Source organism: Streptomyces sp. NPDC053474 (assembly GCF_044544845.1).
Classification (GTDB): domain Bacteria; phylum Actinomycetota; class Actinomycetes; order Streptomycetales; family Streptomycetaceae; genus Streptomyces.
The window spans coordinates 415414-437358 of the sequence record NZ_JBITXV010000008.1; the positions used below are offsets into that span (position 1 = coordinate 415414).

Genomic DNA, 21945 nt, shown 5'->3' on the forward strand with positions numbered 1-21945 from the left:
CATCCCGGCAATCCCAGCGAACCGCTCAGCCCGGCAGGTCGGCCCCCACGTGCGGCGACACCGGCCGCTCGAAGAAGGTCTCCAGGACCACCGTGGCCTGCGTCCCGCTGACACCGCCGATCGCGTAGATCCGGCGCAGCACGTCCTGGAGCTGCTCCGTCGTCGCCGTCCTGACCTTCACCAGGACCGAGGCGCTGCCCGCGATGACGTGGGCCTCCAGGATCTCGGGGAGCGCGGCGAAGGCGTCCGCCGAGTCGCCCATCCACGACGTCGAGTCGACCATCACGTACGCGAGGACGCCGCTGCCCACCGCCGCCGGGTCGACGTCGGCCGCGGTGCGGCGGATGACGCCGCGCTCCCGCAGCTTCCGCACGCGCTCGTGCGCGGCGCCCGCGGAGAGCCCCACGGCCTCGCCCAGGGCGGCGTACGGCCGGGTGGCGTCCTCCTGGAGCTGCGCCAGCAGGGCCCGGTCAATGTGATCCACGACTCTCCATTCGACAGGTTCTTGTCCGAACCATATCCCGTACTGCAATCTGCGCACTGAGCCAGATCACATTCGGAGGGGACGGACTCATGGCAGGCACGTCGAGCGAACGACCCGCGCTGTACGAGATGTTCGACGACCGGTTCCGCACGGGCCGGTGCATGAACGGCGACGACGGCCTGGAGGTCCTGTACACCGGCTGCCGCTGGGCCGAGGGGCCGCTCTACGTACCCGCCTGGCGGCAGGTGGTCTGGAGCGACATCCCCAACGACCGGATGCTGCGCTGGGACGAGGAGACCGGCGCCGTCAGCGTCTTCCGGCGGGGCGCCGGGTACACCAACGGCAACACCCTCGACCGCGAGGGCCGCCTCATCAGCTGCGAGCAGGGCAATCGCCGCGTGACCAGGACCGAGCACGACGGCACCGTCACCGTCCTCGCCGACCGCTGGCGGGGCAAGCGCCTCAACAGTCCGAACGACGCGGCGGTGAAGTCGGACGGCTCCATCTGGTTCTCCGACCCGGACTTCGGCATCACCAGCGACTACGAGGGCTTCCGCGCGGACAGCGAGATCGGTGCCAACAACGTGTACCGGATCGACCCGGCGACGGGCGAAGTACGCCTGGTCGCCGACTCCTTGGAGGCGCCGAACGGCCTCGTCTTCTCGGCGGACGAGAGCCGCCTGTACGTCTCCGACACCCGGGGCGGCCGCATCCGCGTCTTCGACGTGCGCGACGACGGCACGCTGTCGGACGGCGAGGTCTTCGCCGAGGCGGGGGCGCGGGCGGGCGCCCGCTTCGACAACCTGCGCTTCGACGACGGCGGCAGGCTGTGGGCGGCGGCCATGGACGACGGGGTGCACTGCTACGACCCCGACGGCACCCTGATCGGCCGCCTGAACGTGCCCGAGACCGTCGCCAACATCGCCTGGGGCGGCGCCAAGCGCAACCGCCTCTTCATCACCGCCCAGACCAGCCTGTACTCGGTGGTCATGGGCGTCACGGGCACCCACCCGACGGGGCCGGGCCACCGCCCCTGGCGCGACGCCGCGAACTGACGCTCGACAGGGCGCCGCGGGCCCGCCTAAGATCCCGCCAGCATCGCGTGCCGGTCACCGACCGGGTGAGGCATGGAGGTGCGGGACATGCCCTCGGAGGCATTCCTTGTCAGTTCAGCTCAACCACACGATCGTCCACGCCCGGGACAACCGGGAGTCCGCCACCTTCCTCGCGGACCTCCTCGGCCTCGACATCACCGCCGAATGGGGCCCGTTCATCGCGGTGGCCCTGGCGAACGGCATCACCCTCGACTTCGCCACCGTCCCCGCGGAACACATCACCCCGCAGCACTACGCCTTCCTGGTCTCGGAACCCGAATTCGACGCGGCGTACGAGAAGATCCAGACACGCGGCCTCCCCCACTGGGCCGACCCCCACCAGAAGCACCCCGGAGAGATCAACCACAACGACGGCGGCAAGGGCGTCTACTTCCTGGACCCAACAGGCCACGCCATGGAGTTGATCACAGTCCCGTACGGCGGCTTCCCCGCATAGCCTCAGCGGACGGGTGGGGCCACGCGCCGACGCGACCTCGGTCCCACCCGTCATCACTTCGAGTGACGGTACCGTCGTGCATGAGACCACGGCGCGTACCGCGTCCGCACTCGCACCCATGGGAGCAGTGATGACCACACAGCGGCAGCAGCGGGCCACCGAAGAGACCTGGATGTTCCCGCCTGCCGACGGCTGGACGTTCGACCAGGTCAAACACTTGGAGCTGCCCTTCGACTGGGACCTCGTGGACGGAGTGATCGTGGTACGTGGGCAGACCAAGTTCTGGCACAACCGAGTGCGGGACAGGATCGCGCGCGCATTGGAGGACGCTGCCGCGACACCGTATGAGGTCGTCCTTGAGCAGTGCGTCATGCTCGACAACCAGAACGTGGTGAAACCCGACGTCATCGTCTTCGACCCCAGGAAGCTCGACCTCTTCGAGCTGGAGTGCGTACCGGTCGACGAGGTCTCGCTGGCCGTAGAGGTGGTCTCCCCCGGCTCCCGTCATGACGACCGCATCCTCAAGCCCGCGCTCTTCGCCGAGACCAAAGTCCCGTGCTACTGGCGCGTGGAGCTCGACCGGGACAAGCGCCTCGCCGTACACGAGTACTGGCAGCACGCCGAGACCCGGACGTACATCCCCGCCCCCATGCACCCCGTGCACCACGACAAGCTGAGCACGGAACTCCCCTTCCCGGTCGAGATCGATCTCGCGGCACTGCTGGAGTTCTGACCCGGCCGCCCGACCCGGACCGCGCTCGAGCCCTCACTGGCCACCGCTACGCGCGCGGTAGGCGCGCTGGCGGCACGCGGCCGAGCAGTACGTCCGGGGGCGTCCGCGCGGTGAGCGTGGGGGCGGGGTGCCGCAGGTGGGGCAGGGGGTTTCGTCACGTGGAGGGGTGGGTGCCGGGGTTTCGTCACGCGGCGGCTCAGCCGTGCGGGCGGCGGTGATGAGGTCCGGGGTCGGGACGCGCCCGCGTGGGGTGTGGGTGGCCAACTCGGCGTCCAGGACCGGGCAGTCGCCCGCGATGTCGTCGTTCGTGCAGGCCAGGGCGTGGCGGAGATAGCGCCGGGCCGCCTCCAACTCCGCGATCTGCCGCTCCACCCGCACGAGTTGGGCCTCGATCGCGCCCTGCCAGGCGCCGCGCGTGGCCTTGCCGGAGGTGACGACCGCGGCCTGGTCGAGGGGCATCCGCCCGACGACACAGCACAGATAGGCGAGGCCGATGCGGCGCAGGTCAGTAGCGCCGTAGCGCCGCTTGCCGCCCTCGCGGGCGGGCTCGTTGAGCACGCCCTGCCGCTCCCACCACCGCACCGTGGACGGCGCCAGGCCGTACAGAGCCGCCGCTTCACCGATGGACACCGCGCTGTCCCGCACCATGAACCCAGTTGACATCAAGGCGACTTCAAGAGGCAAGGTCTTACTTAGGTTTACCTAAGTAGCCGCGTCCTCGCGGCAGAGGGGGTCGGTCATGACAACTGGCAAGCGCGTCGAGTCCGTCAAAGTCGAATACGCGGAGACCCTGGTCATCGGCGCCGGACAGCAAGGGTGCGGCGTGGCCGGGGCCCTCCAGGAGCTCGGGCACACCGCGCTCGTCCTGGAGCGGGGAGAGATCGGCCAGGCCTGGGCCCACGAACGCTGGGACAGCCTCCTGATCGGCAGCGGGAACCGCTCGCTGCGCTTCCCCGGCCGGGAGTACGACGGCGACGACCCCTACGGCTGCCCCTCGGGCCCCGAACTGGCCCGCGTCCTGCGCCGGTACGCGACGGAACGGAAGCTCCGGATACGGCAGCACACACCCGTGGCGAAAGTCGAGTGCCCGCCCGACGCCTCCGACCGTGACGACGTACGGTTCAGGACCCATCTGGCCACCGGCGGCGTCGTCGAGTCCCGCAACCTCGTCGCGGCCGTGGGCGGCTACGCGGCCCCCCGCACCCCCGCCCTGGCCGCCGACATCGACCCGGTCGTCCACCAGCTCCACTCCCACGGCTACCGCAACCCCGGGGCCCTGCCGGACGGGGCCGTCCTGGTCGTCGGCGCGGGGATCAGCGGCCAGCAGATCGCGGACGAGCTGGTGGACGCCGGGCGCCGCACGTTCCTCGCGGTCGGGCGGCACCGCGCGTGGCCGCGCCGCTACCGCGGCCGCGGCATCCAGGAGTGGATCCGCGCGCTCCCTTCCCTGTACGAGGAGTTCGGGGCCGTGGGCGGCGACGGCGGACCCGTCCTGCCGGGCCTGCCGGTGACCGCCGTACGGGACAAGCGCCGCGACCTGAACCTCGGCACCCTGGCCGCGAAGGGCGTCACCCTGGTCGGCTCCGTACGCGCGGCGGACGGCGGCGTACTCCACCTGAAGGACAACGTCGTCGCCGTCGTGGAGGAGTCCGCCCGCTCGTTCCGGCGGGCCGTCGACCTCATCGACGCCCGCATCCGCGAGCGGGGGTTCGCGGCGCCCCAGGAGCGGCCCGCACCCGAGGTTCCCCTGGAGCACGTGGCCGACTTCGGCGAGCAGCTCGACCTGGCGCGCCACGGCATCACGACCGTCGTCTGGTGCACCGGCTTCGGCCCCGACTACCGCATCCTGCCGGACCACGTCCTGGACGAGCACGGCGCGCCGATCCAGGAGAGGGGCCTCCTCGGGGCGCTCCCCGGCCTGTACTACGCCGGGCTCCCGGACGGGAACTCGCTCGCCCCCGTGGGCATCGAGGCGAACGTGGAGAACGGCCGGTTCATCGCCCGGCTGATCCACGTCGACCACGTGCTGCGCTCCGGAGCGGCGGAGCTCCTCACCGTGTGAGCACGCGAGAGGGCCGCACCCCCGGAGCCTTCCGGGGGTGCGGCCCTCGGCCGCGTGCCGTCGCCGCTTAGCTGCGGATCAGGTTGCGCAGCACGTACTGCATGATGCCGCCGTTGCGGTAGTAGTCCGCCTCGCCGGGGGTGTCGATGCGGACGACCGCGTCGAACTCGACACCGGTGTCGGTGGTGACCTTCACCGTGCTCGGGGTGGTGCCCTCGTTCAGCTCGGTGACGCCCGTGATGGAGAAGGTCTCCTCACCGGTCAGGCCGAGCGAGTCGGCCGACTGGCCCGCCGGGAACTGCAGCGGCAGGACGCCCATGCCGATGAGGTTCGAGCGGTGGATGCGCTCGTACGACTCGGTGATGACGGCCTTGACGCCGAGGAGCGCGGTGCCCTTGGCCGCCCAGTCGCGGGACGAGCCGGAGCCGTACTCCTTGCCGCCCAGGATGACCAGCGGGGTGCCCGCCGCCTGGTAGTTCTGCGAGGCGTCGTAGATGAACGACACCGGGGCGCCGTCCTTCGTGAAGTCGCGGGTGTAGCCGCCCTCGGTGCCCGGCGCGATCTGGTTGCGCAGGCGGATGTTGGCGAACGTGCCGCGGATCATGACCTCGTGGTTGCCGCGGCGCGAGCCGTAGCTGTTGAAGTCGCGGCGGGCGACGCCGTGCTCCGTGAGGTACTGGCCGGCCGGGGTGTCGGCCTTGATGGCACCGGCCGGGGAGATGTGGTCGGTGGTGACCGAGTCGCCCAGCTTCGCCAGGACGCGGGCGCCCTCGATGTCGGAGACCGGGGTGGTCTCCATCGTCATGCCCTCGAAGTACGGGGGCTTGCGGACGTAGGTGGACTCGGTGTCCCACTCGAAGGTGTTGCCGGTCGGGATCGGCAGGGCCTGCCACTGGGCATCGCCCGCGAAGACGTCCTGGTAGGACTTGTTGAACATGTCCTCGCCGATGGCGTTCGCCACGACGTCGTTGACCTCGGCCTCGGTCGGCCAGATGTCCTTGAGGAAGACCGGCTTGCCCTCGGTGTCGGTGCCGAGCGCCTCCGTGGTGATGTCCACCTTCATGGAGCCCGCGAGCGCGTACGCGACGACCAGCGGCGGGGACGCCAGGTAGTTCATCTTGACGTCGGGGTTGATGCGGCCCTCGAAGTTCCGGTTGCCGGAGAGGACCGAGGTGACGGCGAGGTCGTGGTCGTTGACGGCCTTGGAGACCTCCTCCGGCAGCGGGCCTGAGTTGCCGATGCAGGTGGTGCAGCCGTAGCCGACGAGGTTGAAGCCGACCTTGTCCAGGTACGGGGTGAGGCCCGCCTTGTCGAAGTAGTCGGTGACGACCTTCGAGCCCGGGGCGAGGGTGGTCTTGACCCACGGCTTGCGGGTCAGGCCCTTCTCGACGGCCTTCTTCGCGACGAGCGCGGCGGCGACCATCACGTACGGGTTCGACGTGTTGGTGCAGGAGGTGATCGCGGCGACGGTGACGGCGCCGTGGTCGAGCTCGTAGGTCGAGCCGTCGGGGGCCGTGACCTGGACCGGGTTGCTCGGCACGCCGTTCGTGGTGGCCGGGGCGTCGGAGGCCGGGAAGGACTCCTTGCCCGCCTCGTCGACGGTGTCGACGTAGTTGCGGACGTCGAGGGCGAACTGCTGCGCGGCGTTCGCGAGGACGATGCGGTCCTGCGGGCGCTTCGGACCGGCGATCGACGGGACGACCGTGGAGAGGTCCAGCTCCAGCTTCTCGGAGAAGTCCGGCTCGGCGGCCGGGTCCAGCCACAGGCCCTGCTCCTTGGCGTACGCCTCGACGAGCGCGACCTGCTGCTCGGAGCGGCCGGTGAGCTTGAGGTAGTTCAGGGTCTCGCCGTCGATCGGGAAGATCGCGGCGGTGGAGCCGAACTCCGGCGACATGTTGCCGATGGTGGCGCGGTTGGCCAGCGAGGTGGCGGCGACGCCCTCGCCGTAGAACTCGACGAACTTGCCGACGACACCGTGCTTGCGCAGCATCTCGGTGATCGTGAGCACCAGGTCCGTGGCGGTCGTGCCCGGCTTGAGCTCGCCGGTCAGCTTGAAGCCGACGACGCGCGGGATCAGCATCGAGACCGGCTGGCCGAGCATCGCGGCCTCGGCCTCGATGCCGCCGACGCCCCAGCCGAGGACGCCCAGGCCGTTGACCATCGTGGTGTGCGAGTCGGTGCCGACCAGGGTGTCGGGGTAGGCCTGTCCGTTACGGACCATGACCGTGCGCGCCAGGTGCTCGATGTTCACCTGGTGGACGATGCCGGTGCCCGGCGGGACGACCTTGAAGTCGTCGAACGCGGTCTGGCCCCAGCGCAGGAACTGGTAGCGCTCCTTGTTGCGGCCGTACTCCAGCTCCACGTTCTGCGAGAACGCGTCGTGGGTGCCGAACTTGTCGGCGATGACGGAGTGGTCGATGACCAGCTCGGCCGGGGAGAGCGGGTTGACCTTCGCCGGGTCGCCGCCGAGGGCCTTCACGGCCTCACGCATCGTGGCGAGGTCCACGACACAGGGAACGCCGGTGAAGTCCTGCATGATCACGCGGGCCGGCGTGAACTGGATCTCCTGGCTGGGCTGGGCCTGCGAGTCCCAGCCGCCGAGGGCACGGATGTGGTCGGCCGTGATGTTGGCGCCGTCCTCAGTGCGGAGCAGGTTCTCCAGCAGGACCTTGAGGCTGTACGGCAGGCGGGCCGAGCCCTCCACCTTGTCCAGCCGGAAGATCTCGTACGACTCGTCGCCCACCTGCAGCGTGCTGCGGGCGTCGAAGCTGTTCGCCGACACGACAGTCTCCTTCATATATGTGCGCGTTCCACCGCATCCTGCCGTCACGCCTCCTGGCCGATCCGCTAAGGTAAGGCTTAGTTAGGTAATCCTTACCGCCGGACTGGCGATGCGTACGGCTGCGGTGCGCCTCGGCAGATATCTCGATGTCGAGATAACTCTAATACATCAGCCGCGCGCGTGCTGGCCCCGGGGCCTTGGGCGGGGCTTCGCGCTGCGCGCTCGTCCTCAAACGCCGGACGGGCTTGTTTCGCTTCCGTCCGGGACCCATGCGCGGACTCACGCGCGCCCAGGCGTGTGCGCCCCCGGGCTCGCCATGGGTCGGCGCTGCGCCAAGTGGCCGAGTTCCCCGTCGCGGACGTGCGACACACCCGCCGCGCGGGCACAGTGGTGGACGGCGCCCACCTGCGGCTCAACACCCGCGCGACGGCGAGCGCCTGACGGATCGGAATCGGTCATTCCCCTAATGGCCCACCCCAGCGGGTACCTCATCTCATATCTGAGATAGCCTCTGGCGCATGGCAGACGACTACCTCGTACGCATCGGCAAGCTCATCCGTGACGCCCGGCAGCACCGTGGCTGGACACAGTCGCAGCTGGCCGAGGCGCTCAACACCAGCCAGAGCGCCGTGAACCGCATCGAGCGCGGCAACCAGAACATCAGCCTTGAGATGATCGCCCGGATCGGCGAGGCGCTGGACAGTGAAATCGTCTCGCTCGGGTACTCGGGTCCGATGCATCTGCGAGTCGTCGGCGGCCGCCGCCTCTCCGGCTCCATCGACGTCAAGACCAGCAAGAACGCCTGCGTGGCCCTGCTCTGCGGCTCCCTGCTCAACAAGGGCCGCACGGTCCTGCGCCGCGTCGCCCGCATCGAGGAGGTCTACCGCCTCCTGGAGGTCCTCAACTCCATCGGCGTCCGCACCCGTTGGATCAACGACGGCGTGGACCTGGAGATCGTGCCGCCCGCCCGGCTCGACATGGACGCCATCGACGCGGAGGCCGCGCGCCGCACCCGCTCGATCATCATGTTCCTCGGCCCGCTCCTGCACCGCATGGACCGCTTCCGCCTGCCGTACGCGGGCGGCTGCGACCTCGGCACCCGCACGATCGAGCCGCACATGATCGCGCTGCGCCGCTTCGGCCTGGACATCGCCGCGACCGAGGGGCTCTACCACGCGGAGGTCGCCCGCGACGTCACGCCCGACCGCCCGATCGTCCTGACCGAGCGCGGCGACACGGTGACGGAGAACGCGCTGCTCGCCGCCGCCCGCTCCGCCGGGACCACGGTCATCCGCAACGCCTCCTCCAACTACATGGTCCAGGACCTGTGCTTCTTCCTGGAGGCGCTCGGCGTCAAGGTCGAGGGCATCGGCACCACGACCCTGACCGTGCACGGCGTGCCGGACATCGACGTGGACGTCGACTACTCCCCCTCCGAGGACCCGGTCGAGGCGATGAGCCTGCTCGCCGCCGCCGTGGTCACCGAGTCGGAGCTGACCATCCGCCGGGTGCCGATCGAGTTCATGGAGATCGAGCTCGCCGTCCTGGAGGAGATGGGCCTCGACCACGACCGCTCGGCGGAGTACCCGGCGGACAACGGCCGCACCCGCCTGGTGGACGTCACGGTGCGCCCCTCCAAGCTGGAGGCGCCCATCGACAAGATCCACCCCATGCCGTTCCCCGGCCTGAACATCGACAACGTCCCCTTCTTCGCGGTCATCGCCGCCGCGGCGCAGGGCAAGACCCTCATCCACGACTGGGTCTACGACAACCGCGCGATCTACCTCACGGACCTGAACCGCCTCGGCGGCCGCCTCCAGCTGCTCGACCCGCACCGGGTGCTCGTCGAGGGCCCGACCCGCTGGCGCGCCGCCGAGATGATGTGCCCGCCCGCGCTGCGCCCCGCCGTGGTCGTCCTGCTCGCGATGATGGCGGCCGAGGGCACGTCGGTCCTGCGCAACGTGTACGTGATCAACCGCGGCTACGAGGATCTGGCGGAGCGCCTCAACTCCGTGGGCGCGCAGATCGAGACGTTCCGGGACATCTGAGGGCGTCCCGTCCGGCCGCTCGCACAGCTGTGTGGAACCGGCGCGGGCCGTGGTGTGAGGGTGTCCCCCATGACTCCTCGCACCGCGGCCCGCGCCGTCTCCGTACTCGCCGCCCTCGCGCTGGTCGCCGGGTGCGGCGGCGGGTCCGACGGCTCCCGGTCTGACGGCTCCCGCGACGGCGAGCGGGGCGGGTCGTCCCGGGCGCCGGACGTCGTCCCCACCGAGAGCCGCGCGCCCGCACCCGGCAAGGGCTCCGGCGACCCGGACGACGTCAACGGCGACGGGCACCCCGACCTGCTGATGACCGTGCCGGTGGCCTGGCCCGCAAGCCACGGCGGCGTGCCCCAGGTCGCCGTCGTCTTCGGCTCCCCGCGCGGGCCCGACCCGACGACGCGGACCCTCTACACCGCCGAGGACCTCGCCGTGCCCGACCCCAGCCCCGTCGGGAACACCCCGCCGTACCCCGGGACCACCGCCGACCTGGACGGTGACGGCTTCGCGGACTTCGTCACCCGCACCGGCGCCTCCGGAAACCGCGTCGTCGAGTACGTCAACTGGGGCGGGCCGCAAGGGCCCCGGCGCGGCGCCGCGCCGACCCGGATCCAGGTGCCCGCGCCGGACGCGGCGGACGGCTTCGACGACGTCGTCCGGGGCGACTTCGACGGCGACGGGCACCACGACCTGGCGGGCCTCCAGGTGGGCGATTCGGGGCTGAAGTCCGAGAGGATGGCCGTGGCGCTGCTGTTCGGCCCGTTCTCGCGCACGGGCGTGGCCGCGCGCACCGAGCAACGGACCCTGCCGCGGCCGCCGTACGCGTCGTACAGCGGCCTCCGGGCCGACGACATCGCCCCCTCGGGCGAGCCCCGCACCACCGGCCTGTACGTGCACTACAGCAACGACGGCGAGCAGTCGGCGGGCCAGTACTTCGCGGCCCGGCCCGGCGGCGGCCTCGCCACCACCAGCCGCCCGGTGCGCGAGGGCAACGGCTACGCCTTCGGCGACTTCGACGGGGACGGCACCCGCGACCTCGCCGTCGGCGACGACGGCGGCCGCAACGACGAGCCCGGCGCCGGGGCCGAGGCGGCCGACGTCTCCGGGAGCTACTCCGTCTACCCGGGGGACGGCGGCCCCGTCCGCACCTACCGGGTGCCGGGCACGGACGGCACGTACACGGCCGTCGACCACGACGGCGACGGCCGGGACGCGCTGCTGTTCGGCAGCCGCCGGGGCCCCGTCCTCTACGAGGGCGGCCGCCGGGTCGGTGTCCTGGTCCGTCGGCCGCCTGCGCGGGTGGACGGCAAGCGGATTCCCGCGGGGGCCGGGGGGCAGCGGGTGCACGGGGTCGTCGACTTCGACGGGGACGGCAAGGACGAGGTGGTGCTGTCGTGGGCGTTCAGCAAGCTGTACGACACGTACGGCTCGGTCCCGACGCACTGGTGGGTCACGCGCGGCGTGGGCCCGAAGGACGCCGTCGTCTTCTCGACCCGCAAGTTCGCCCCGCCTCGCTAGGGCTGCCCTCGCGGGACGCCCCAGACCCGCCCCTTCCCGAACCAGGGGGCCGCGCCCCCTGGCACCCCCGCCTTTTCGGCGCTCCGCGCTCAACATCTCAGCCCCTCCGGCGTTTGAGGAGCGGGGTCTGGGGCGGAGCCCCAGTTTCGGGAAGGGGCGGGATTGGGGAAAGGCCCCCGGCAGGGCTCAGGGCAGCACCGCGAAGCCGTCCAGTTCCACGAGGCAGTCCTCGTCCCAGAGGCGGACCACGCCGAGGACCGCCATGGCGGGGTAGTCGCGGCCCGCCAACCGCTTCCAGATCGCGCCCAGTTCACGGGCATGCGCGCGGTAGTCGGCGACATCCGTGGCGTAGACGGTGACGCGGGCGAGATCCGCGGGGGCGCCGCCCGCCGCGCGCAGGGCGGCGAGGAGGTTGCCGAGGGCCCGCTCGAACTGCTCGGGCAGCGTGGCCCCGGTGACCTTGCCGTCGGCGTCCAGGGCCGTCTGCCCGGCGAGGAAGACGACGCGGCCGCCGCTCGCCACGACGGCGTGGCTGAAGCCGGTGGCCGGGGAGAGCGAGGCGGGGTTCAGACGGTCGAGGCTCACGCGGTCTCCTTCGGGAAGGGGGCGGACGCGTACAACTGCTTGGCGATGACGGCGCGCTGGACCTCGCTCGCGCCCTCGTAGATGCGCGGCGCCCGCACCTCGCGGTAGAGGTGTTCGAGCAGGTGCCCGTGCTGGAGGGCGCGGGCGCCGTGCAGCTGGACGGCGGTGTCGACGACGTACTGCGCGGTCTCCGTGGCGAAGAGCTTCGCCATCGCCGCGCGGCCCGCGATGCCGGGCTCCTCGCGGTCGTGCGCCGCGGCGGCCGCGTACACCAGGAGCCGCGCGGCCTCCGTGCGCGTGGCCATCTCCGCGACCTGGTGGGACACCGCCTGGAGGTCCTTCAGCTTGCCGCCGAACGCCTCCCGCGCCGCGGTGTGCGCGAGGGTCGCGTCGAGCGCGGCCTGGGCCATGCCGACCGCGAAGGCGCCGACGCTCGGGCGGAAGCGGTTGAGGGTCGTCATGGCGACGGTGAAGCCCCGGTCGACCTCGCCGAGGAGGTCGTCGGCGGTCACGCGGACGCCGTCGAAGGCGAGGGTGCCGATGGGGTGCGGGGAGAGCATCGCGAGGGGGGTGCCGCTCAGTCCCGGGCGGTCGGCGGGCACCAGGAAGGCGGTCACGCCGCGGGCGCCCGCGTCCGGTGTGGTGCGGGCGAAGACGGTGTAGAAGTCGGCCTCGGGCGCGTTGGAGATCCAGGACTTCTCGCCGGTCAGACGCCAGGCGCCGACGCTGCCGGGCTCGGGCTCGGCGCGCAGCGCGAGGGCCGCGGCGTCGGAGCCCGCGCCCGGCTCGGACAGGGCGAAGGCGGCGACGGCACGGCCCGCGCGCGCCCCCGGCAGCCACCGCTCGCGCAGCTCCGCCGAGCCGTAGGCGTGCACGGGGTAGGCGCCCAGGCCCTGGAGGGCGTAGGCGGTCTCGGCCTCCGTGCAGCCGCGGGCGAGCGACTCCCGGGTCAGGCACAGGTCGAGGGCTCCGGCGGTGAACAGCCCGTCGAGCAGCCCGAGTTCACCGAGGGCCTCGGTGAGCGGACGGTTCACGCGCCCCGGCTCGCCCTTCTCGGCGAGGGGGCGGAGACGGGTCTCGGCCAGCTCCCGCAGCCGCTCACGCCGAGCGGTCTGCTCCGGGCCGAGCGAAAATTGCGGATATGCCAGCGAAGGCGGCATATCCGGCACAGGTGACACAGTCGGCACGTCGGTCATCTCGGGCCTCCCCTGGCGCGGGGCGCGCTGCCACACCCCGGAGTCTTATCGCGCAGTGTTGACTGCCGTCACCAACACGATACGCTCGTTGGGCGAGCCCATCACTACGCCCGACGGCAAAGGTGGCGAGGCGCCATGGAGACCACAGGGGCAACCTACGGCGACAGCGGCGCCGCGCCCACCGGACACGTCGACACCTTCGCGCGTGCGCACCTCCCCCCGCGCGACCAGTGGCCCGCGCTGGTGCGCGACCGGCCCGAGCTGCACTACCCCGACCGGCTCAACTGCGGCGCCGAGCTCCTGGACGCCTCGGCCCAGCGGTACGGCACCAACCGGCCCGCCTTCATCGCCGCCGACGGCACGGCGTGGACGTACGGCGAGCTCCAGGACCAGGTGGACCGGATCGCGCACGTGCTGACCGCCGAGCTCGGCGTGGTGCCCGGCAACCGCGTGCTGCTGCGCGGCGCCACCTCGCCCCGGCTCGCCGCCTGCTGGCTCGCCGTGATGAAGGCGGGCGCGGTCGCGGTCACCGTCCTCGCCCAGCAGCGCGCGCAGGAGCTGGCCACGATGTGCGAGATCGCGCAGGTCTCGCACGCGCTGTGCGACGCCCGCGCGGTCGACGACCTGATCAAGGCCGGGGTGCCGGGCCTGCGCGTGACGACGTACGGCGGCGAGGGCCCCGAGGACCTCCTGGCCCGCGCGGCGGCCCGCCCGCCCGAGCCGTACGGGGCGGTGGACACCGCGGCCGACGACGTGGCGCTCATCGCCTTCACGTCCGGCACGACGGGGCGGCCCAAGGGCTGCATGCACTTCCACCGGGACGTGCTCGCGATAGCCGACACCTTCGCGCGCCACGTCCTCAAAGCCCGCTCCGACGACGTGTTCGCGGGCAGCCCGCCGCTCGGCTTCACCTTCGGCCTGGGCGGCCTCGTCATCTTCCCGCTGCGCGTCGGCGCGGCCTCCGTGCTGCTCGAACAGGCGGGCCCCAAGCAGCTGTTGCCCGCGATCGGCGCGCACCGGGTGAGCGTGCTGTTCACCGCGCCGACGGCGTACCGGGCGATGCTGGACGCGCTCGACGGGCCGCCCCCGCCGGACGGGTCAGGACCGTACGACGTGTCGTCGCTGCGCCGGTGCGTCTCGGCGGGCGAGAACCTGCCCGCCGCGACCTGGCGGGCCTGGCACGAGCGCACGGGCCTGCGCATCATCAACGGCATCGGCGCGACGGAGCTGCTCCACATCTTCATCTCCGCCGCCGACGAGGCGATCCGCCCCGGCACCACGGGCCTGCCCGTGCCGGGGTGGCACGCGCGCGTGGTCGACGCCTCCGGCGCGCCCGTGCCGGACGGCGAGCCGGGCCTGCTCGCGGTGCGGGGCCCGGTCGGCTGCCGCTACCTCGCCGACCCCCGGCAGCTCGACTACGTCCGGCACGGCTGGAACGTCACCGGCGACACGTACGTCCGCGACGCCGACGGCTACTTCCGCTATGTGGCGCGCGCGGACGACATGATCATCTCGGCCGGGTACAACATCGCGGGCCCCGAGGTCGAGGAGGCCCTGCTGCGCCACCCGGACGTGGTGGAGACCGCCGTCGTGGGCCGCCCGGACGAGCGGCGCGGGCAGATCGCCGTCGCGTACGTCGTCCTGCGCGAGGGCGCGGTCCGCGACGCCGAGCGCCTGCGGGAGTTCGTCAAGGCGGAGCTGGTGCCCTACAAGTGCCCGCGCGCGGTGGAGTTCCTCGACGCCCTGCCGAGGACGGCGACGGGCAAGCTGCAACGCTTCCGCCTGCGGGACGCGGGGGCGGCGCCCGGCGCGGTAGATCCACTCGCGGAACCGGGGCCCGCGTCCGGGGCCTAGAGTGATCACGTGTCCGAGCAACACGCCCCCAGGTCCCTGATCGTCACCTTCTACGGCGCGTACGGCCGGGCGACCCCCGGCCCCGTCGCGGTCGCCGAACTCGTCCGACTCCTCGCGCCGGTGGGCGTCGACGCGCCGTCCGTCCGCTCGTCGGTGTCCCGCCTCAAGCGGCGCGGGCTCCTCGTGCCCGCGCGCACCTCCGACGGAGCCGCGGGGTACGAGCTGTCCGCGGAGGCGCGCCAGCTCCTCGACGACGGCGACCGGCGCGTCTACCCGGCCGCGGGCGGGCGCCGCGACGGCGGCTGGGTGCTCGCCGTGTTCTCCGTCCCGGAGGCGGAGCGCAGCAAGCGCCACGTGCTGCGCTCACGCCTGGCGGGCCTCGGCTTCGGCACGGCCGCGCCGGGCGTGTGGATCGCCCCCGCCCGCCTGTACGACGAGACCCGGCACACCCTGGAGCGCCTCGGCCTCACGGCGTACGTCGACCTCTTCCGGGGCGAGCACCTGGGCTTCACCCCCACCGCGGAGGCGGTGGCGCGCTGGTGGGACCTCGCCGCCATCGCCAAGGAGCACGAGGCCTTCCTCGACCGCCACGGCCCGGTCCTGCGCGCCTGGCAGGCCCGCTCCGACACGCCCCCGCGACAGGCCTACCGCGACTACCTCCTGGCCCTCGACACCTGGCGCCACCTCCCCTACGTCGACCCGGGCCTGCCCGCGGAACTCCTCCCGGCGTACTGGCCGGGCACCCGCTCGGCGGAGGTCTTCCAGGGCCTGCACGACCGCCTCCACCGAGCGGGCTCGGAGTTCGTGCTCAGAGGCTGAGCCGCGGCTTCGGGGCGTCCGTGCGGCCCGTCTGGGGGCGGCGGCTTCCGGCCCGGTAGGGGTGCGGCCACGGGGCGGCGGGGCCCTGGTAGTCCTGCTCGGCGGCCGCGTGCAGGGTCCAGTGGGGGTCGTACAGGTGCGGGCGGGCCAGGGCGCAGAGGTCGGTGCGGCCCGCCAGGAGCAGGGAGTTGACGTCGTCCCAGGACGAGATGGCCCCGACCGCGATGACGGGGACGCCGGTCTCGTTGCGGATGCGGTCCGCGTACGGCGTCTGGTACGAACGGCCGTAGGCGGGGGCGTCGTCGGAGACCACCTGGCCCGTGGAGACGTCGATGGCGTCGGCGCCGTGGGCGGCGAAGGCGCGGGCGAGCGCCACGGCGTCGTCGGCCGTCGTACCGCCCTCCGCCCAGTCCGTGGCGGAGACGCGGACCGTCATCGGCCTCTCGGAGGGCCACGCCTCGCGCACCGCGTCGAAGACCTCCAGGGGGAAGCGCAGCCGGGCTTCGAGGGAGCCGCCGTACGCGTCCGTACGGTGGTTGGTGAGCGGGGAGAGGAAGCCGGAGAGCAAGTAGCCGTGCGCGCAGTGGAGTTCCAGGAGGTCGAAGCCGCAGCGCGCCGCCCGCCGGGCCGCGGCGGCGAACTCCTCGCGCAGCGCGGGCAGTTCGTCGGCCCGCAGGGCGTGCGGGACCTGGCTGCGCGAGGTGTAGGGCAGCGCGGACGGGGCCACCAGGGGCCAGTTTCCCTCCTCCAGGGGCTCGTCGATGCCCTCCCACATGAGCTTGGTGGAGCCCTTGCGGCCCGCGTGGCCCAGCTGGATCCCGAGGGCGGTGCCGGGCGCTTGGGCGTGCACGAAGTCCGCTATGCGCGCCCAGGCGGCGGCCTGCTCGTCGGTGTAGAGCCCGGCGCAGCCCGGGGTGATGCGCCCCCGCTCGCTCACGCAGACCATCTCGGTCATGACGAGGCCCGCCCCGCCGAGGGCCCGCGCGCCCAGGTGGACCAGGTGGAAGTCGCCGGGGACGCCGTCCCGGGCGGAGTACATGTCCATCGGCGAGACGACGACGCGGTTGCGGAGGGTCAGGCCGCCGAGGGTGAAGGGGGTGAACATGGGCGGAGTGCCCTCGGGGCAGCCGAAGTCCCGCTCCACCGCCGCCGTGAACCGCTCGTCGCGCAGGCGCAGATTGTCGTGGGTGACACGGCGGCTGCGGGTGAGCAGGTTGAACGCGAACTGCCGGGGCGGCTGGCCGAGGTAGAGGTCGAGCTCCTCGAACCACTGGAGGCTGGCCTGCGCGGCGCGCTGCGTGGACGCCACGACCGGGCGGCGCTCGGCCTCGTACGCCGCGAGCGCGCGCAGGACGTCCGGCTGCTCCTGGAGGCAGGCCGCGAGGGCGAGCGCGTCCTCGACGGCGAGCTTCGTCCCGGAGCCGATGGAGAAGTGCGCGGTGTGCGCCGCGTCGCCGAGCAGCACCGTGTTGCCGTGCGACCAGCGGTCGTTGACGACCGTACGGAAGGTCAGCCAGGACGAGTTGTTCGAGCGCAGGCCGCGGCCGTGCAGGGCGTCCGCGAAGATTTTGGCGCAGCGGTCGATGGACTCGGCGGGATCGGCGTCGGCGAAGCCCGCCGCCCGCCAGACCTCCTCGCGCATCTCGATGATCACGGTGGACTCGTCCGCGGCGAACGGATAGCCGTGCAGCTGCATCACGCCGTGCTCGGTCTCGGCGATCTCGAAGCGGAACGCGTCGAAGGCGAAGTCGGCGGCGAGCCAGATGTAGCGGCAGCGGTGCCGGGTGACGGTGGGCCGGAAGACGTCCGCGTGCGCCTCGCGGGTGGCGCTGTGCACCCCGTCCGCGGCGACCACCAGGTCGTACGCCGTCGCCAGCTCGGCGGCGGGCGGGGCCTCGGCGCGGAAGCGGAGGTCCACGCCGAGGTCGCGGCAGCGCTCGTGCAGCACGGCGAGCAGCCCCCGGCGGCCGAGCGCCGCGAAGCCGTGGCCGCCGGAGGTGTGCCGGGTGCCGCGGTGCACGATGTCGATGTCGTCCCATCGTACGAAGCGCTCCCGCAGGGCCGCGTAGACCACGGGGTCGGCGTGCTCGATGCCGCCGAGCGTCTCGTCGGAGAGGACCACGCCGAAGCCGAAGGTGTCGTCCGGGGCGTTCCGCTCCCAGACCGTGACCTCGCGCGCCGGGTCGAGGCGCTTGAGCAGGGCGGCGGCGTACAGACCGCCGGGGCCGCCGCCGATGACGGCGACCCGGTGCACGGCGGGGGCCGCGGAGGGGCCCGGGGGCGCGGAGGCCATGGTCACCGCCCCCGCCACTTCGGGTCGCGCTTCGCGGTGAAGGCCGCGTGGAACTCGGCGTAGTCCTCGCCGTTCATGAGGAGCGCCTGGGTGGCCGCGTCCAGCTCCACGGAGGCCGCGAGCGGCATGTCGAGCTCCGCGGTGAGCAGGGCCTTGGTCTGCGCGTACGCGAGGGCCGGGCCCTCGGCGAGGCGGCGGGCGAGGGCGGCGGCGGCCTCGTCGGCCCTGCCCTCGTCGGTCAGCTCGCTGAGCAGGCCGATCCGTTCGGCCTCGGGGGCGCGCACCGGTTCGCCGAGCATCAGCAGCCGGGTGGCGTGCCCGAGCCCGACCACGCGCGGCAGCAGATACGCGGCGCCCATGTCGCCGCCGGACAGACCGACCCTGGTGAACAGGAACGCGAACCGCGCCGACGGGTCCGCGACCCGGAAGTCCGCGGCGAGCGCAAGGACCGCGCCCGCGCCCGCGGCCACCCCGTGCACGGCGGCGACCACGGGGAAGGGGCACTCGCGCAGGGCCCGGACGACCTGGCCGGTCATGCGGTTGAAGTCGAGCAGCTGGGCGGTGTCCATGGCGAGGGTGGCGCCGATGATCTCGTCCACGTCGCCGCCCGAGCAGAAGCCGCGGCCCTCGCCCGCGAGCACGAGGGCGCGCACGGACCGCGTACGGGACAGCTCGGCGAGCAGGTCGCGCAGGTCGGCGTACGCGCCGAAGGTGAGCGCGTTGAGCTTGTCGGGGCGGGCGAGCGTGACGGTGGCGACGCCCTCGTCGACGGTCAGGCGCAGATGCTCCCACTCGGGGGTGCGGGCTGCGGAGCCGGTGAAGGGACTCATGACGTGCGGCCTCCTCGGCGGAGTGCGACGGGGGGTTCCCTGACGGGGGGTTCCCCTTTCGAAGTTATCACCGTTCCATGACTGTCGTCACGAGTGCGCGATATCAGCCGGGCGGGACCGGCCGGTGACAGGCGTGCCGGTGCCCCTGGGAAGGCCCGACCAAGGACCCTGTCGCCCCTCCGCTTAGGATTCGTACGGTTGAAGGCAGGACCGCACCGGACCACCTGCTCGCCGAACGGACCCACACGTGCCCGAACCGCACTCCCCCGCCAGCTGGCGCATCGCGCTGCCGCACACGGTGGCCGCCGTGCCGATCGCGCGCGCCCTGGTCCGCACGGCGCTCATCGACATCGGCTCCACGGCGGACACCGACACGGCCGAGCTGCTCACGGCGGAGCTGGTGGCCAACGCGGTGGAGCACGCGCCGGGGCACGCGCCGATAGAGCTGCTCATCGAGCTGCTGCCGACGCAGTGCCAGGTGGAGGTCCGGGACTCCAACCCCACCCCGCCCGGGGACCTCTCCGTCCCCGGTCCCGGCTGCGAGCCGGATCCCTGGCAGGAGCACGGCCGCGGTCTGCTCCTGATCCGCACCCTGAGCACGGCCTGCGGCCACCGCCCGACCGCCTCGGGCAAGGCGGTCTGGTTCACCTTGACGGCAGCCCCCTAGCGGGGCTCCCCAGGCCCGCACCGGAGACTTTCAGCCCGTCCGGCGTTTGAGGACGAGCGCGCCAGCGCGATGAAGGGCGGGGTGCCAGGTCAGGGCGTCAGCGTGGCGACCAGGACCGCCTTGATCGTGTGGAGGCGGTTCTCCGACTCGTCGAAGACGACCGAGTGGGGGGACTCGAAGACCTCGTCGCTGACTTCGAGCCAGCTCAGGCCGTGGCGCTCGCACAGGGCGCGCCCCAGCGTCGTCTCCAGGTCGTGGAAGGCCGGAAGGCAGTGCAGGAACCGCACACCCGGGTTGCCGGTGGCGTGCAGGACGTCCATCGTCACGGCGTACGGCGCGAGGTCGCGGATGCGCTCGTCCCAGACCTCCGCGGGCTCCCCCATGGACAGCCAGACGTCGGTGGCGACGAAGTCCGCGCCCGCGACGCCCTCGGCGACCTCCTCGGTGAGCGTGATCCGGGCACCACTGGCCTCGGCGAGACCGCGCGCCCGGGCGACCACGTGCTCGGCGGGCCAGTAGGCCCGGGGCGCCACGATCCGTACGTCCATGCCGAGCAGGGCCCCGGTGACCAGGTAGGAGTTGCCCATGTTGAAGCGGGCGTCACCGAGGTAGGCGTACGCGATCCGCTCCAGGGGCTTGGCGCAGTGCTCGGTCATGGTGAGGACGTCGGCGAGCATCTGCGTGGGGTGCCAGTCGTCGGTCAGGCCGTTGTAGACGGGCACGCCCGCGTGGGCGGCGAGCGTCTCGGCCGTCGCCTGGGCGTCGCCCCGGTACTGGATCGCGTCGAACATCCGGCCGAGGACGCGGGCGGTGTCCTTCGCGGACTCCTTCTGCCCGATGTGCGAGGCCGAGGGGTCCATGTAGGTCGTGGCCGCGCCCTGGTCGGCGGCGGCCACCTCGAAGGCGCAGCGGGTGCGCGTCGAGGCCTTCTCGAAGACCAGGGCGATGTTCTTGCCGCTCAGCCGCCGCCGCTCGCGCCCCTCGCGCTTGGCGGCCTTCAGCTCCGCGGCCAGGGCGAGCAGACCTCGGAACTCCTCGGCGGTGAAGTCCACCTCCTTGAGGAAGTGGCGGCCGGTGAGGTCGAGGCTGGTCGGGCCGTTCGCCATGGGGGCGCTCCTGGGGTGCGGATACGTGATACTGGAAGTCTATACGACCGACCACAAATGTATGCACCCCTCTTCCCGGGCCCCTCCCCGGGGCCCCCGTCGGCTCCCGGCCCGACCCGCTCAGCCGCCGACCGGGTCGCGCTCCACCGGGCAGCTCATGCAGCGCGGCCCGCCCCGGCCCCGGCCCAGCTCACTGCCCGGGATCTCTATGACCTCGATGCCCTGCTTGCGCAGATAGGTGTTGGTCGTCGCGTTCCGCTCGTACGCGACGACGACGCCCGGCTCGACCGCGAGGACGTTGCAGCCGTCGTCCCACTGCTCGCGCTCGGCCGCGTGCACGTCCTGCGTGGCGGTCAGGACCCGGACGCGGTCCAGGCCGAGGGCCGCCGCGATCGCCCGGTGCATGTGCTCCGGCGGATGGTCGGTGACCTTCAGCTCGCGCTCGTCGACACCCGGCTCGATGGTGTACGAGCGCAGCATGCCGAGGCCCGCGTACTGCGTGAACGTGTCTCCGTCGACCATCGTCATGACCGTGTCCAGGTGCATGAAGGCCCGGCGCTTGGGCATGTCAAGGGCCACGATCGTGCGCGCCGAGCCCGCCGCGAACAGCTTGTGCGCGAGCATCTCGACGGCCTGCGGCTTGGTGCGCTCGCTCATGCCGATGAGCACCGCGCCGTTGCCGATCACCAGGACGTCGCCGCCCTCGATGGTGGAGGGGTAGTCGGCCTGCCCCTGCGACCAGACGTGGCCGACCTGGCCGTGGAAGAGCGGGTGGTGCTGGTAGATCGCCTCGAAGTGGACGGTCTCGCGCTGCCGCGCGGGCCAGCGCATCGCGTTGATCGACACGCCGTCGTAGATCCACGCGGAGGTGTCGCGCGTGAACAGGTGGTTGGGCAGCGGGCCGAGCAGGAAGTCGTCCAGGTCCATGCAGTGGAAGCGCACGGACGTGGGCTCCGGGTGCCGCTCCAGGTACTCCCGCTTCGTCATGCCGCCGACCAGCGCCTCCGCCAGCTCCCCCGACGGCAGCGCCTCGAAGGCGGCGCGCAGGTGGTCGGTGGCGAGCGGGCCGTACTCCTTCTCGTCGAAGACGCGGTCCAGGACGAGCTGCCGGGCCGCGGGCACGTTCAGCACCTCGGTGAGCAGGTCGCCGAAGAGATGGACCGTCACCCCCCGGTCGCGCAGGACGTCGGCGAAGCCGTCGTGCTCCTGTCTCGCCCGCCGCACCCACAGGACGTCGTCGAAGAGCAACGCGTCCTTGTTGGTGGGGGTCAGGCGCTTCAGCTCCAGGTCCGGGCGGTGCAGGATGACGCGGCGCAGCCGCCCGGCCTCGGAGTCGACGTGGAATCCCATGCCCCCATCCTCACCTCTCGACGGCCGGGACACGCGTCCAAGGCGACCAGAACACGTCCAGAACACATCACAACGC

18 protein-coding genes are annotated in these 21945 nt (G+C 72.4%); 9 read left to right on the forward strand and 9 right to left on the reverse strand.

Going from position 1 to position 21945, the window contains the following annotated elements; genetic code table 11:
• Window positions 1-25: 25 nt before the first annotated feature.
• Entirely contained in the window at window positions 26-484 is a 459-nt protein-coding gene (locus tag ACIG3E_RS21500) for an Lrp/AsnC family transcriptional regulator (protein WP_399618675.1), read from the reverse strand.
• A gap of 89 nt (window positions 485-573) precedes the next feature.
• Here ACIG3E_RS21500 and ACIG3E_RS21505 point away from each other — a divergent pair, with 89 nt between their 5' ends.
• The 3 genes from ACIG3E_RS21505 (at window position 574) to ACIG3E_RS21515 (ending at window position 2768) form a co-directional block, all read left to right on the forward strand.
• Window positions 574-1539, forward strand: coding sequence for an SMP-30/gluconolactonase/LRE family protein (locus ACIG3E_RS21505; protein ID WP_399618678.1), 966 nt, complete (start codon window positions 574-576; stop codon window positions 1537-1539).
• A gap of 106 nt (window positions 1540-1645) precedes the next feature.
• Window positions 1646-2035 carry a VOC family protein gene (locus tag ACIG3E_RS21510; protein WP_399618680.1) on the forward strand — a complete coding sequence of 130 codons (390 nt, stop codon included), beginning with the start codon at window positions 1646-1648 and terminating at the stop codon, window positions 2033-2035.
• Window positions 2036-2165: 130 nt separating this feature from the next.
• Window positions 2166-2768, forward strand: a complete 603-nt coding sequence (locus tag ACIG3E_RS21515; RefSeq protein WP_399618683.1) for a Uma2 family endonuclease — start codon at window positions 2166-2168, stop codon at window positions 2766-2768.
• Between the two features lie 33 nt (window positions 2769-2801).
• On the opposite strand, the gene ACIG3E_RS21520 is transcribed toward ACIG3E_RS21515, so the two are convergent.
• Window positions 2802-3431 carry a MerR family transcriptional regulator gene (locus ACIG3E_RS21520; protein WP_399618685.1) on the reverse strand — a complete coding sequence of 210 codons (630 nt, stop codon included), beginning with the start codon at window positions 3429-3431 and terminating at the stop codon, window positions 2802-2804.
• 76 nt (window positions 3432-3507) lie between these two features.
• Here ACIG3E_RS21520 and ACIG3E_RS21525 point away from each other — a divergent pair, with 76 nt between their 5' ends.
• Complete coding sequence (locus ACIG3E_RS21525) at window positions 3508-4830, forward strand: flavin-containing monooxygenase (protein ID WP_399618687.1); 1323 nt, start codon at window positions 3508-3510, stop codon at window positions 4828-4830.
• A 67-nt stretch (window positions 4831-4897) separates the two neighbouring features.
• Here ACIG3E_RS21525 and acnA read toward each other — a convergent pair whose 3' ends face one another.
• The gene (gene acnA / locus ACIG3E_RS21530) at window positions 4898-7612 is read right to left on the reverse strand and encodes an aconitate hydratase AcnA (protein WP_399618690.1); all 2715 of its coding nucleotides are present in this window, start codon (window positions 7610-7612) and stop codon (window positions 4898-4900) included.
• Between the two features lie 518 nt (window positions 7613-8130).
• Between acnA and ACIG3E_RS21535 the strand changes: the two genes are divergently transcribed.
• Window positions 8131-9660, forward strand: a complete 1530-nt coding sequence (locus tag ACIG3E_RS21535; protein WP_399618691.1) for a helix-turn-helix domain-containing protein — start codon at window positions 8131-8133, stop codon at window positions 9658-9660.
• 69 nt (window positions 9661-9729) lie between these two features.
• On the forward strand, window positions 9730-11169 hold the full coding sequence (locus ACIG3E_RS21540) for an FG-GAP repeat domain-containing protein (RefSeq protein ID WP_399618694.1): 1440 nt from the start codon (window positions 9730-9732) through the stop codon (window positions 11167-11169).
• Window positions 11170-11355: 186 nt separating this feature from the next.
• Here ACIG3E_RS21540 and ACIG3E_RS21545 read toward each other — a convergent pair whose 3' ends face one another.
• The gene (locus tag ACIG3E_RS21545) at window positions 11356-11754 is read right to left on the reverse strand and encodes a RidA family protein (protein WP_399618697.1); all 399 of its coding nucleotides are present in this window, start codon (window positions 11752-11754) and stop codon (window positions 11356-11358) included.
• A complete protein-coding gene (locus ACIG3E_RS21550; protein ID WP_399618700.1) occupies window positions 11751-12914 on the reverse strand; it encodes an acyl-CoA dehydrogenase family protein in 1164 nt (387 codons plus the stop codon). The genes ACIG3E_RS21545 and ACIG3E_RS21550 overlap by 4 nt, the downstream gene beginning before the upstream one ends.
• Before the next feature lie 171 nt (window positions 12915-13085).
• On the opposite strand from ACIG3E_RS21550, the gene ACIG3E_RS21555 reads away from it, so the two are divergent.
• Together ACIG3E_RS21555 and ACIG3E_RS21560 are read left to right on the forward strand one after the other, a co-directional pair.
• Window positions 13086-14804: an AMP-binding protein gene (locus ACIG3E_RS21555; protein ID WP_399618702.1), complete on the forward strand. Its 1719-nt coding sequence runs from the start codon at window positions 13086-13088 to the stop codon at window positions 14802-14804.
• 9 nt (window positions 14805-14813) lie between these two features.
• Window positions 14814-15623: a PaaX family transcriptional regulator C-terminal domain-containing protein gene (locus ACIG3E_RS21560; protein ID WP_399618705.1), complete on the forward strand. Its 810-nt coding sequence runs from the start codon at window positions 14814-14816 to the stop codon at window positions 15621-15623.
• On the opposite strand, the gene ACIG3E_RS21565 is transcribed toward ACIG3E_RS21560, so the two are convergent.
• A complete protein-coding gene (locus tag ACIG3E_RS21565) occupies window positions 15613-17916 on the reverse strand; it encodes a bifunctional salicylyl-CoA 5-hydroxylase/oxidoreductase (protein WP_399618708.1) in 2304 nt (767 codons plus the stop codon). The two genes, ACIG3E_RS21560 and ACIG3E_RS21565, sit on opposite strands and share 11 nt — an antisense overlap.
• A 2-nt stretch (window positions 17917-17918) precedes the next feature.
• Window positions 17919-18746, reverse strand: coding sequence for an enoyl-CoA hydratase family protein (locus ACIG3E_RS21570; RefSeq protein ID WP_399618711.1), 828 nt, complete (start codon window positions 18744-18746; stop codon window positions 17919-17921).
• Window positions 18747-18993: 247 nt separating this feature from the next.
• Here ACIG3E_RS21570 and ACIG3E_RS21575 point away from each other — a divergent pair, with 247 nt between their 5' ends.
• Window positions 18994-19413 (forward strand): ATP-binding protein, encoded by a 420-nt coding sequence (locus ACIG3E_RS21575; protein WP_399618714.1) that lies wholly within the window; start codon window positions 18994-18996, stop codon window positions 19411-19413.
• Between the two features lie 89 nt (window positions 19414-19502).
• Here ACIG3E_RS21575 and argF read toward each other — a convergent pair whose 3' ends face one another.
• Together argF and ACIG3E_RS21585 are read right to left on the reverse strand one after the other, a co-directional pair.
• Window positions 19503-20519, reverse strand: coding sequence for an ornithine carbamoyltransferase (gene argF, locus ACIG3E_RS21580; RefSeq protein ID WP_399618717.1), 1017 nt, complete (start codon window positions 20517-20519; stop codon window positions 19503-19505).
• A 120-nt stretch (window positions 20520-20639) separates the two neighbouring features.
• A complete protein-coding gene (locus ACIG3E_RS21585; RefSeq protein ID WP_366793720.1) occupies window positions 20640-21869 on the reverse strand; it encodes an arginine deiminase in 1230 nt (409 codons plus the stop codon).
• Window positions 21870-21945: the final 76 nt, after the last annotated feature.